The sequence below is a fragment of the Paenibacillus sp. FSL R7-0302 genome (assembly GCF_038006885.1).
Lineage (GTDB): Bacteria > Bacillota > Bacilli > Paenibacillales > Paenibacillaceae > Paenibacillus_AQ.
The window spans coordinates 141,014-153,055 of record NZ_JBBOWB010000002.1 but is presented as its reverse complement, the minus strand read 5'-3'; the positions used below and the strand labels follow the sequence as shown (position 1 = coordinate 153,055).

General features: G+C 50.7%; 11 protein-coding genes. 7 read left to right on the top strand and 4 right to left on the bottom strand.

Features of this window, described 5'->3' with window-relative positions; translation table 11 throughout:
- Positions 1 to 13: 13 nt before the first annotated feature.
- Positions 14 to 898 (top strand): UbiA-like polyprenyltransferase, encoded by an 885-nt coding sequence (locus MKY96_RS26360; RefSeq protein ID WP_340945012.1) that lies wholly within the window; start codon positions 14 to 16, stop codon positions 896 to 898.
- A 568-nt stretch (positions 899 to 1,466) separates the two neighbouring features.
- Positions 1,467 to 2,429 (top strand): PT domain-containing protein, encoded by a 963-nt coding sequence (locus MKY96_RS26355; RefSeq protein ID WP_340945010.1) that lies wholly within the window; start codon positions 1,467 to 1,469, stop codon positions 2,427 to 2,429.
- Positions 2,430 to 2,617: 188 nt separating this feature from the next.
- On the opposite strand, the gene MKY96_RS26350 is transcribed toward MKY96_RS26355, so the two are convergent.
- The 4 genes from MKY96_RS26350 to MKY96_RS26335 form a co-directional block, all read right to left on the bottom strand.
- Positions 2,618 to 3,598 (bottom strand): polyprenyl synthetase family protein, encoded by a 981-nt coding sequence (locus MKY96_RS26350; RefSeq protein WP_340945008.1) that lies wholly within the window; start codon positions 3,596 to 3,598, stop codon positions 2,618 to 2,620.
- Between the two features lie 18 nt (positions 3,599 to 3,616).
- The gene (locus MKY96_RS26345; RefSeq protein ID WP_340945007.1) at positions 3,617 to 4,066 is read right to left on the bottom strand and encodes a hypothetical protein; all 450 of its coding nucleotides are present in this window, start codon (positions 4,064 to 4,066) and stop codon (positions 3,617 to 3,619) included.
- Between the two features lie 238 nt (positions 4,067 to 4,304).
- Positions 4,305 to 6,182: an FAD-dependent oxidoreductase gene (locus MKY96_RS26340; RefSeq protein WP_036722120.1), complete on the bottom strand. Its 1,878-nt coding sequence runs from the start codon at positions 6,180 to 6,182 to the stop codon at positions 4,305 to 4,307.
- A 49-nt stretch (positions 6,183 to 6,231) separates the two neighbouring features.
- Positions 6,232 to 7,137, bottom strand: coding sequence for a hypothetical protein (locus MKY96_RS26335; protein ID WP_036722123.1), 906 nt, complete (start codon positions 7,135 to 7,137; stop codon positions 6,232 to 6,234).
- A gap of 482 nt (positions 7,138 to 7,619) precedes the next feature.
- Between MKY96_RS26335 and MKY96_RS26330 the strand changes: the two genes are divergently transcribed.
- The 5 genes from MKY96_RS26330 (at position 7,620) to MKY96_RS26310 (ending at position 11,994) form a co-directional block, all read left to right on the top strand.
- A complete protein-coding gene (locus tag MKY96_RS26330; RefSeq protein ID WP_036695255.1) occupies positions 7,620 to 7,823 on the top strand; it encodes a CsbD family protein in 204 nt (67 codons plus the stop codon).
- A gap of 201 nt (positions 7,824 to 8,024) precedes the next feature.
- The gene (locus MKY96_RS26325; protein WP_340945005.1) at positions 8,025 to 9,440 is read left to right on the top strand and encodes an ATP-binding protein; all 1,416 of its coding nucleotides are present in this window, start codon (positions 8,025 to 8,027) and stop codon (positions 9,438 to 9,440) included.
- 101 nt (positions 9,441 to 9,541) lie between these two features.
- On the top strand, positions 9,542 to 10,816 hold the full coding sequence (locus MKY96_RS26320; RefSeq protein ID WP_340757401.1) for an MFS transporter: 1,275 nt from the start codon (positions 9,542 to 9,544) through the stop codon (positions 10,814 to 10,816).
- Between the two features lie 25 nt (positions 10,817 to 10,841).
- A complete protein-coding gene (locus tag MKY96_RS26315) occupies positions 10,842 to 11,504 on the top strand; it encodes an oxidoreductase (protein ID WP_340945004.1) in 663 nt (220 codons plus the stop codon).
- 109 nt (positions 11,505 to 11,613) lie between these two features.
- Entirely contained in the window at positions 11,614 to 11,994 is a 381-nt protein-coding gene (locus MKY96_RS26310; RefSeq protein ID WP_339221932.1) for a RidA family protein, read from the top strand.
- Positions 11,995 to 12,042: the final 48 nt, after the last annotated feature.

Genomic DNA, 12,042 nt, shown 5'->3' with positions numbered 1-12,042 from the left:
GAGGCCTAACATTATGGTGATCATTAATGCTTTTAAACATACGGCGATTAAAATGAAAATGTTCAGCGAGCTGGTGATGTTCTCCCATACGCTGTTCTCACTGCCTTTTGCCATCATCTCGATGGTGTGGGCGGCAGGAGGCTGGCCTTCCGGCCATATGATGTTATGGGGGCTGATCGCTTTGATCGGGGCGCGCAACGGGGCAAATGCGTTCAATCGTCTGGTGGACCGTACCTTCGACGGCAACAATCCGCGTACTGCCCACCGGCATCTGCCGCAGCGTCTGCTCGCCGAGAAAGAAGTCATTCTGTTCATTATCATCAATTATGCCCTGTTCATTGTGGCCTCCGGGATGCTGAATCTGCTCTGTCTGGTGCTGTCCCCGGTAGCCATTGTACTGATCTCATCCTATTCCTATACGAAGCGCTTCACCTTCCTCAGCCATCTGTATCTGGGCTTCGTGATTGCTTCGGCCCCGATTGGCGCCTGGTTTGCGGTTACCGGGAATATCGCGTTCACGCCATTCGTGATCGGAACCGTGGTGATGCTCTGGATTGCCGGGTTTGATATCATCTACGGGACTCAGGACATTGAGTTCGACCGCAAGAACGGCTTATGGTCCATCCCGAGCTTCTTCGGCCTGGAGAACGCGCTGCGGATCTCCAAAGGGCTGCATTTCATTATGGTTATGCTGCTGCTGTTCCTGTACCTCTGGCGCGATCTCGGCTGGATGTATCTGGTGGGCATCGGCATCGCTACGGTGCTGCTTATGACAGAGCACAAGATTATCAAGCCTGCTAACCGCAAGCTGATGAAGGTGGCTTCTTATAATTTGAATCAGGTGATCAGTATGGTGATATTGCTGTGTACGCTGATTGATTATTTTTACGTTAATTAGGTGGGGCGGCGCATCGGAGTGGGGCGCGTGCTGGAGGTTGGGAAGCTGCATTGCGCGGATTTTTGGACTTACGGTCGCTGTTAATTTCGGATTCCTTGATTGAAGCCGCTGAACGCGGTAGGAATCCGAAATTAAAGGCGAACGCTGCCGCTCCTCCAGTTCCAAAATTCCTCTCCATTCCGTCCTAACCTCTCCCCAGGCAAGATTAACTTCAAAAAGACAACAGGCCTACCCAGAGGGTGGGGGGCAAAAAAGCGCGATAAGCTTAGGCTTCGCGCTTTTCTTCATTTTGGGCGGCACCGCAGACCGCAAACGCAAACCGCAAACGCAAACGCAAACCGCAAACGCAAACCGCAAACCGCAAACCGCAAACCGCAAACCGCAAACCGCAAACCGCAAACCGCAAACCGCAAACCGCAAACCTCCCTAGCTAAACATCACTCACGTACGCTGCGCTGCGTTTGTTTGTTCAGCAAAACTTCAAGTAACATGCGCTTTAAGTGCATATTGGGTGGGTATAGAAAGAATAGGTCTTGGAACATCCAATTTCTTGAAGGAGGAGTACAAAGTGAACAACAAACTGGCGCTCAGCCTCATTGTGGCTTGTGCTGTACTTTCGGGCTGCGCTTCGGACACGAATAATGGGAAGCCTGACAGCACTACGGCTGCTGCTGAACCCACTGTCGCTGCAACTGCCGAGCCCACGGCAGAGGTTACTCCTGCTCCGACAACGGCGCCTACCGAAGTCCCTGAAGCAGAGCCTACGGCTGCGGAGAAGCTTGCTCTGGACTACATCATTACATATGTGAACAATTCGGATGTGGCGGCGAAAAAGAAGTTTGTGGCTGAACATCTCCATCCCGGTGTGCAGGCTTTATTTAAAGAAGACCAATTGACTGAGACGGAGCCAGAGCTTAAAGTGCTTAAGCCCAAGGTCATTGAATCTACAGAGTATAAGGATGACAATGGGACAAAGGTGGATGCGGTGCTGCTTCAGGGGGAGAAACGGTCGAATATGAACAATGAGGTTATTGTTCTGATTGCAGACCATAAAATCTTCAGAGCTATGGAAGCAGTGGAAAGAGCAGAATTTGACAACGTCCGCAGCAAGTTCAAGGCACCTGTTCCGGCTGTGACGGTACCGCCCCTAACGGTGCTGGATGAATTGGTTAACTTTATGATTGTCGATGTATGGAACGAAGGCTTCGCTGATTTCCATTATTATTCCCAGAACGGGAAGAACAGTGTCGGCGAAAAGATGGATATTCAGGCAACCATGGAGCGATTAGCTGTTGCGATGGCCCACAAGAAAGAATCCGACAGCTATATCGCAGGCCTGAGTGCAGAATATGACGATGTGAAGAAAGTATGGGCACCGCTATCCAAAGAAACTGACCGTTTGTATGCTCAGCTCCTCGCTGGTCCGCCCAAGCCCAAAGATCCCAATACTAAGTTTGATACCGAGGCATTCCGTCAGTACCGGGATGATTTTCAGGAAAAAATAGATACCATGCTGCTTGAAAATAAATAAACAAAAGGGCGCCCCTGTGGAAGGGCGCCCGGGCTGCCGGGAAAGTTCCGGCAGTCTTTTTTGTTATATAAAAAACTATAGTTTCCTGCTGGTGTGGAAAAGGTGTGTGCAAATTTGTGGACAAGGGAATTGCAACAACTAAAAACTAAAGGTATGTGAAAAACAGCATACGTTGTGCCGATGCCCGTTCAGCGGTCACGCCCGGCGAAGTATTGCAGCAGGGTTCTCAGGTCGGCATGGGCCGGGAAGCTGGAGAGCTGCTCCACAATCGCAGCAGCCCGGGCCAGGTATTCCTGGCTGACGGCCTCTGAGCGGGTCAGGGCATCACTGCCCCTTACCAGCTCCAGGACTTGCTCGATGTCCGCAGGAGAAGAGCCAGGGCCTATTCTGCGGATGACAGGGGCAAGCTCGGCATCCTCTAAGGCGAAGAGCACCGGAAGGGTAACCTGGCCGTGGCGGAGATCGCTGCCGGCCGGCTTGCCGAGTATATCCGCCGATTGCGTGAAGTCCAGAATATCATCCTGGATCTGGAACGACATCCCCAGCGCTTCGCCGAAATCATAGAGGAGCTGGGCTGTCTCTGCGCTGCTCTCCGCCGACAGTGCGCCTACCCGCAGGCAGGTGGCCATTAGCAGCGCGGTTTTGTTACGGGATTTCTCCAGATATTGCTCCAGCGTAAGATCATAGTCGAAGGCATGCTCCAATTGCTGATATTCACCAAGACATAACTGGGCTGTGGCGACAGAGGACAGATCGTGAACATAACGATCCTTATCCCCGGTGTACTTGCTGAGCAGTTCAATGATGCGGGCAGACATATAATTACCGATATGAACAGCGGATAGAATGCCGGTCTTGATATGAAGCGCAGGCACGCCCCGCCGCAGCTCGGCGTTATCAATAATATCGTCATGAATCAGTGAGGCCACATGGATAAATTCAGCCGCAGCGGATAATTGCAGAGTTCGGCGTCCGGCAGGTCTCAGGCCAAACCGGCTGCCGACAATAACCATCAGCGGGCGGAGGCGTTTACCGCCGGAGCCTGTTAATTCGAGAATGCTCTGCGCCAGCTGCGACTTTTTGGGAACATCCTTATCATGGGTCACCAGATTCTTAATTTCACGGTTAATTTCATTCAGATCAATATTCAAGGCTTCATGCAGCTTCATCGTTCATGTTCCCACCTGTCAAATGGCTTTACTGGTACGGCTTCGTTGTCTGCGCTCCTGAATGAGGAATTCACCCAGGTCCCTGGCAGGATTGTGTTCCGTGAACTCTCCATTTGAACGTTCGATCTGCATTTTTTTGATGGAAGGGGCCATATAGGCCACCAGATCCAGCTCCCGGTATTTCACTGCAAACTGCAGATAGAAGCTGTACAGGTAATCTCCATCCAAAATGTTACGGGTCAGGTCAGGATGATGTGGGACACATTCCATATGGCGCTGTGCTGCTACGGTAAGAATGGTATAAATGCCTAGCAAATGGGTTTTGCGGTCATACTCCAGATCATGGCGTTCCAGTACCGAGAGCATTTGCTCACATTCTGCCGGAGAGAGAGACAACTGAATTCCGGCGATCTTAGACATTTCAGCCTGAAGTAACCGGAACGTATCTTCTATGATTTTTTGGTTCACAAGCTTCTCTCCTTCATGTCGGTTTTGCCGGATGGAACCGAATCCTGATTATCCCTACAAAACCATTTTGTTGAAAACGCGCATATAAATGTACTTTCACCTCGTTAAACAAGGAGAGTAATGTGTCCTAGGGACACATTACTCTTAAGAATATCCTATTCAGCTTGCAGCAGCGCAGCCTGTGCATGCGCCGCTGTTATAAATGAATGTAGTTCTTAACCACCGGTTACCCGGTTCATCAGTCGGTATACAGATACCAGCGCCGGACGAGAGGAATCCTCTTCCACTGCTTCTTGAGCCAAGGAAGAACATAGTAATCCAGGCTGAACACGGTACCGGAACCGCCGATGCAGGCAATCGCTGCCCCAACATACCAGAGCATTTCTGTTGCTGCCATCTTGGTGGTCCAGATCATAACCGCCATACCTATCGTGGCTATAGCAGAGATCGCTGTGAACAGACCGACGATCAGCATTACACCGAAGACGATCTCGGCACATACCATACCAATTTGGAACCATTTGGCCAGGAAGGTGTAAGAACCATCCGGGTTATAGAACATGAGATCCATGAACCAGTTGGAGATATCATAAATGAAGCCTGGAACCGGAAGAGCCGATACAGCTTCTTTGGCAGTGGATACTGCGGAAGCGGCTGATTGGGCATCTACGGTAGTTTTGACTGCATCCACAGCCTGACTTGCTGCCGATGTGGCATCTGCATAAGGAGCCGCAGGAATCAGGAAAATCTTATTCGGATCAACCCAGATTTTGCGGATTTTCTCTATACCTTCATATAACCACATTCCTCCAAGGAGCATACGGAGCGGAACGAGCCAGAAGTTCGGCGAGCGCTTGGAGAAGTAACCGCCGACGAAGCTCTTGCGGTTCTCAACATGGAAGAACTCGTGCATCATGTAAGTCCAGACCTTGTTGAAGCCTACAACCTGTGACAGATAGAACATATTGATGAAATGTTTGGACAACATAGCCATGAAGCCGGTCAGCATGAAGAACTTGCCCGGAAGACCGACGTTCGCTACACCGTAGCGGCTGCCGATTGAAACCATAGTGCCGTGGAAGCCTGGTTTGTATGCTTTTTTAGGCGTACCCTTGATATCGGCAGTGATATTGCCTGCGATAACCGGAGCCGCTTGTTCAGCATTCTCAACCATTTGCGGAACTGGACGTTCTTCGCCTTCAGGGATGAAGAAGATATTATCCCCTACAACATACACATTCTTATGGTCAACACTTTCAAGGTGTTCATTGGTGACAATACGTTTGCGGCCTTGCTGCTGAACATCAAGGTTGCCGACGATTTCGGAGCCTTCAACACCGGCTGTCCAGACGATTGTCTGTGCATCCACGATGTTCTTCTCACCAAGGGCAACAGAGCCTGCGCCTACTTCGGTGATTTTGGCGCCGGTGACGATTTCTACCTTCAGCTTGCGCAGACGGGCTTCGGCTTTCTGGATCAGCTTATCCGGCAGGATAGGCAGAATCTTCGGAGCCATATCAGCCACGATCAGTCTCACTTCGGAAGGATCGATGAAGAATTCTCTGCAGAGCTCGTCGCGCTGCTCGGCCATTTCACCTACAAGCTCAACGCCGGTGAAGCCGGCACCGATAATTACGAAGGTCAGCATAGCACGGCGTGTAGCCGGGTTCTTTTCCTTCGCAGCCTTGGTGTACATGTCGCGGATCTGACGCTTCAGGGCAACTGCATCATCGTAGGACCAGAAGGAGAAAGTGTTCTCTTCTGCTCCGGGGATTCCGAAGAAGGTTGGCTTGCTTCCTGTGCCGATGACCAGATAATCATAAGCATAGGTGGCTTTGTCGGACTTCAGCTTCTTGTTCTTGAAATCAATGTTGCTGATTTCATCCAGAACAACATCTACCTTCAGGCCGGCAAAAATTTTCTTCAAGTCAATTTTGATCGAATCCTCAGGTGCGCGATTCGCAGAAACCTCATGCAGCTCAGTCAAAAGAGTGTGGTATGGATTTCGGTCGATCAGTTTGATTTCTACATCTTTGTCGTTCTTAAATTTCTTTGCCAGTTTCTTAGCCGTGAGTACGCCGCCGTAGCCGCCGCCCAAAATGACTATTTTCTTCAAGAGAAACTCACCTCATTCATCTGATTAGCTGCAAAAGGGTGGCGAATAATTATTTCGCGCCTTCCAGTGCTTTTTGTGCAAGTGTGAAATATTCACCAACGTGGATGGATACGCCGGAGATTGCATCTGTTTTACCTTCAGCATCCAGGGTAGGAGCTACGCCTTTGTTCTCAAGGAAGTATTTCTCGGCAAGGGCGATTTCTTCATGCCATTCAGCAGCAGCGCCGCCGGCTTTCATGCCGTATTTGCCATCTACAGAATATTGTTTCTTATCGTCGCCTGCAGCATTCACGCCGCTGAAATTAACAGCTACAACGTTGCCGTTAGCAACAGAGAGAGCTACTGTGGACTTCCAGCCGGATTTAGCATCCATTTCGCCTTCAGCAGTATATCCGCCATCTTTGTATGGGCCTGCTTGTGCAGGGCCGGCAGCAAGTGCAGCCTGAGCCGCGCCAACGAAATCACTAACGTGTACGGATACACCGGAGATTGCATCTGTTTTGCCTTCAGCATTTACAGTGAGAGCAGCAGGATCTTGTTTTTCAATCAGGTAGGCTTCAGCAAGAGCAGCCTGTTCATGCCATTCGGACTTCGCTCCGCCGATTTTTACCAGGCCGTAGTTGCCGTCTTCAGATACTTTTTTCTTCAGATCGCCCGCTTTTTTAACATTGAAAGCATTCCAGTCAGCTTTGGTGATTTTGCCGCCTTCTACAGTCAGTTGTGTAAAGGTCTGCCAGCCAGTCTCTGGATCGGCATCCACTGTACCGTAGTAGGTTCCGTCCTGGTACTTGCCTGTTTCGGCTGCAGGTGCAGTAGTTGCTTCAGTTGCAGCAGTAGCAGTTGCCACAGGTGCTGTTGTTGCAGCAGCGTTCTCTGCTTTGTTGCTGTTGCCACAACCTGCGAGTAAAGTACCCAATACCAGAGCGCTCGACAAGATTACAGAAGCTTTTTTCATTTTGATATGACCTCCAAGAAAATAGTTTAAAATATATATATTAAAATGTAAAACATTTTAATAGCGCTGGAAGTGATAAAAATCACTTTATAAATGATAAATGTCACTTTCATCTCGGTCTTAAGTCCCTTTTTGTAGCAGGCATACGACATATATCGGCAAGTAATAAGAAAAAATTTAATCATATCGTTTCTTGTTCGATGGCATTTTAGCACAAGCTATGGAACTAACATGTGAAAATAATCACTTAAATCATAAATAAATTTACTTCTGAAGTATATCAAATTTTAAGATAGTTGAATAGCTTTTTAAAAAGACTATTATGTGACAAAAGTTGAGTTATTCTGCATGGTTTCATGCAATTGCAGGTGCAGCCCCTGTACAGCCAGGAGATTCAGCCAAAAGTCATGGGGGTAATAGTTCACAAGCAATTATAAGCTTTCGCCAGACATTAAATAGACAACTAAGGAGATGAGCTTGTAGTGGATAACAATGTGATCAAAGGTAAATGGCTGCAGATTAAAGGTGAAGCCAAGAAGCAATGGGGCAAGCTGACAGATGACGATCTGGATATCATCGATGGTGAAAAAGACAAGCTGGTAGGCAAGCTGCAGGAGCGTTACGGCCATTCCAAGGATGAAGCCGAAGCGGAGTACCATAAATGGGAGTCCTCCCACCGCAGCTAATCAGCAGTTTACGATAAGCAGGGCAAGGGAAGAGCGCAAATCGTATCTGATTTGCGCTTTTTTGCTGTCCCCCGGACATTCCGAAGCCATCCCTCTCATACATATACATATGCAATAGCCCTCACGCTTCATGTTTTTCATTCCTCCAGTATGATACTATAAATATTATTGTGAACTTATTTTCGCTGCAGGAGTGAAGCCATGGAATATGTCAAAATCTTTTTTGTGAATACAGCTTTACTAATCACTCTGTCGTATCTGGCGAATCTAATATACAAGTACACTGTAACCCACGCATCCGAGCCTGTAAAAAGAGTAAGCTGGGTGCTGCTCGCGGTCTTCGCAGGGTGGATCAGCACCTTTTTCGGCTACAGACTGCATGAGCATGTCATTTTTGACCTGCGGTATGTACCGCTGATCATCTCAACACTGGCTTACCCCCAGCCCTTGGTCCTGATTATCATCGGAATCGCAACCGGGCTTACGCGCCTGACCTTTGGAGTGAACGAGGCAGCGCTGGTAGGCGTGCTGAATCTGACTATCCTGGGCTTTGTCTGTGCCGCTCTAAGCGTATGGATGAAGCGTTCGTCCACCTCTATGATGTTCAAGGGGATTGCTGCTATTCTGGTAGTCAATGTAGTGAATGTGCTGAACATTGCCGTATTTGGGGTTATTCCCACACATGATTACATAACGAAGATTCTGCCGGTTACCTTTCCCGCAGGCCTTGTCCTCAGTGCGTTGTTCGCGCTGATTATCCGCGATTTCCATCTGGACCTGATGCGTACAGGACAGATCATTAGAGCGAATAAGCTGTTGTCCGAGCAGACGGAGGAGCTGCATAAGAATAAAATTGTGCTCGAGGAAAGAGCCAAGCAGCTCATGCTCGCCTCACAGTTCAAATCGGAGTTCCTGGCGAACATGTCCCATGAACTAAGAACCCCGCTGAACAGCATTATCAATCTGTCCCAGATGATTGAAGAAGGCGATGAGTCCCTGAGTGCGGAGGAGCTTGCTGAATATGGCGGGATCATTCACCGCTCCGGGGAGGATCTCCTGTCGCTCATCAATGATATTCTCGATCTGTCCAAGGTGGAGGCAGGGAAGCTGGATATTATTATAGAGGATTTAAATACCAGCGAGGTCCCTGATCTGCTCGTCCAGCAGTTCGGCGTCTTAGCCAGACAGAAGCAGCTCACCTTCAGTGTCTCCCTGGACGAAGGGGTGCCTGCGGTAATCTACACGGACCCCCAGCGGGTACAGCAGATTCTGCGCAATCTGCTCTCGAATGCGTTCAAATTCACGATGACTGGCGGGGTCACTATGAATATCCGTGTAGTGGAACGTCAGGAGGGGGCTGCTGCACAGAAGTGGATTGCCTTTGAGGTGCAGGATACCGGAATCGGCATTCCCCCGGAGAAGCATGATCTGATCTTCGAGGCCTTTGAACAGGCGGATATCAATGTCAGCCGCAAGTATGGCGGTACGGGGCTGGGCCTGTCTATCAGCAATGATCTGGCCAGGCTCCTGGGCGGCTTCATTACCCTGCATAGCCGCGAAGGCCAGGGCAGTATATTCTCCTTACATTTACCACTGCATTCAGGCGCGTCCGTATAATCCCCGCAGCTCCAACTTTATTTGTGATTTCGGTGTATTGACAGGAATCTGGTGCTGAGTAGAATGAAGCAAAAGCCGCATCAAAGGAGAGTCAACACCCCATGAACATCATGAGAAGCCGGCCGCTGCGGAACCGTTCCAAGGATTTGCGCAAGGCCTCCGTACACCGCAAGAATCTGCAGATCGCTACCTTTGAGGGGATACCATCCACCATATTCCAGGTGCTGCTGCAAGGCCAATTTCTTACAGGATTTTTGTTATACCTGGGTGCCAGCTCCAGTCAGATCGGATTTGTCCTCGCGCTTACTACGCTGGTGAATGTCGCACAGATCGGTGTGGCTTTCCTGATTCAGAAGCTGCCGAGCCGCAAGTGGGCGCTCGTGACTTTTATTGGCTTACACCGGCTGTTGTGGGGATCTACGGGCCTGGTTCCGTTTATTTTTCCGCAAGAGCACTGGGTTACTGCCTTCATCGTACTGTATACCATTGCCTTCATTGCCAACACTGCCGGCGGTGTGCTCTGGAATTCGGTCATCAGTGACCTGGTGCCTGCAAGGGTCCGTGGCCGGTACTTCGGTATTCGCAATACGTTCCTTAATGCGCTGGGAAGCCTGGTGATGTACGGAGGCGGTATTATTCTTGACCGTTATCCGGGCGGACACGGATTCCTTATCCTGTATATTGTAGTGTGGATTTTCTCGATCTCGAATATTGTGGTGTTCTTCTTCTACCCGGATGTGCCGTTTGAGAAATCGGAAGAGAAGGCCTTCCTGCCAATGCTCAGGAAGCCGCTTCAGGACAAGCTGTTCATGAAATCCACGCTGTTCCTGTCTGCTTGGCTGCTGCTGCAGAACCTGACCGTGCCGCTGTATTCCTATGTCATGCTGCAGCTGCTGAATATCAATTATGAGAAGCTGTCCCTGCTGAATGTCGCGCAGACGGTCTTCATGATGGCCAGCTTCTATGTATGGGGCAATCTGAACGCCAGGCACAGCAACAAGAAGCTGCTGCTCTGGACGCTGCCGATTATCGCGGTCTCTTCCCTGATCTGGGGACTCTTGTCTGTGCTGCCGATGCTTCCGGTATTATTTGCGGCCCATATTGTGTTCGGCGTGGGTGTGGGCGGCTTCAACCAGCTTGCCTTCAACTTCATTATTGGTGATACGCCGAAGCGGGAACGGCCGATGTATATGGCGATGTATGCAGCGCTTACCGGTCTGGCGGCCTTCTTCGGCCCGCTGCTGGGCGGCCGTATCTATGAATGGATTAAGGAATGGCCCCAGTGGATGCAGATCTACGGCATGCAGTTAGTGGTAGGCGTGCTGATGATTCTGCTGGCACTGCTGCTGGGCCGCCGTATTCTGAGGGATGAATAAGGAGGAATATAAGGAGGCTATTTCGGTGACAAGAATTGCACTGGTACTGGGAGCTACAGGTCTGGTCGGCAGTGCGCTGACCCGGGACTTGCTGGGCGGGAATTGGGACGAGGTCCGTGTGCTGGTCCGCCGTCCGCTTGCGCTTGAGCATCCCAAGCTGAGACAGATTCAAGTGGATTGGGACCGGCTTGAGCACTACAGTGAGCAATTCGCCGGTGTATATGCAGTATTCTGCTGCCTGGGAACGACGATTAAGCAGGCGGGCTCGCAGGAGCAGTTCGAACGGGTGGACCTGGAGTATCCGCTTGCAGCTGCGGCCCTGGCCAAAGAGCATAACGTGAAGCAGTTCCTGGCCGTGTCCTCTATGGGAGCCAGCGCCAAATCGCGCACCTTCTATAGCCGGACCAAGGGGCGGACGGAGGAGGGGCTGATTGCTGCCGGATTCCACGGCCTGCATCTGTTCCGGCCTTCGCTGCTGCTCGGTGACCGGGCAGAATTCAGGCTGGGGGAACGCGCTGCGGCTGTGCTGATGAAGGCGCTGGATTTCGCCATGGCCTTTAAGGCCGCGAAGTTCCGGGCCATACCGGCCGCCACGGTAGCGCGGGCGATGATGAATATTGCCCTGGCCGATACAGGCGGCGTTCATATCTACACCAATGAGGTTATTCATGTGATCGGCAAGCATTAGACGGGCAGTAAGGTTTGCCAACCGCAGACTCCAGGACGTACAATGAGCATACGATTAGAATGTACATAGCGGTCTACAGGCCGCGTACAGCATGCAGGAGGCGTTCACTATGACCAAAAAACAAGTAGCTACAAAGAAAGCTCCAGGAGCGATCGGCCCTTACAGCCAGGCCATTGTTGCCGGCAACTGGGTCTACACTTCAGGCCAGCTCGGAATGGACCCGCAGACAGCGGAACTGCCGGGCAGTGTGCAGGAGCAGGCACGCCAGTCGCTTAACAATGTGAAGGCCATCCTGGAAGAGGCCGGAGCATCAATGGATCAGGTGGTGAAGACAACCGTGTATCTGAAGGATATGAATGATTTCGCGGCGGTTAACGAGGTGTACAGCACCTTCTTCACCGAGCCTTACCCGGCCCGCAGTGCCGTTGAGGTAGCCCGTCTGCCGAAGGACGCGCTGGTCGAGATCGAAGCGGTAGCACGCAAGAAATAAGCCAGGCCGGATACATCCGGTCGAGGTTGGGTACAGGGAAATCCCCCG

What these genes read in the sequence shown, in the direction of transcription:
- MKY96_RS26360 (WP_340945012.1), top strand. Translation starts at nt 14, where the DNA reads ATGGTGATCATTAATGCTTTTAAACATACGGCGATTAAAATGAAAATG.
- MKY96_RS26350 (WP_340945008.1), bottom strand. Translation starts at nt 3,598, where the DNA reads ATGAAGCTGCATGAAGCCTTGAATATTGATCTGAATGAAATTAACCGT.
- MKY96_RS26335 (WP_036722123.1), bottom strand. Translation starts at nt 7,137, where the DNA reads ATGAAAAAAGCTTCTGTAATCTTGTCGAGCGCTCTGGTATTGGGTACT.
- MKY96_RS26325 (WP_340945005.1), top strand. Translation starts at nt 8,025, where the DNA reads ATGGAATATGTCAAAATCTTTTTTGTGAATACAGCTTTACTAATCACT.
- MKY96_RS26320 (WP_340757401.1), top strand. Translation starts at nt 9,542, where the DNA reads ATGAACATCATGAGAAGCCGGCCGCTGCGGAACCGTTCCAAGGATTTG.
- MKY96_RS26310 (WP_339221932.1), top strand. Translation starts at nt 11,614, where the DNA reads ATGACCAAAAAACAAGTAGCTACAAAGAAAGCTCCAGGAGCGATCGGC.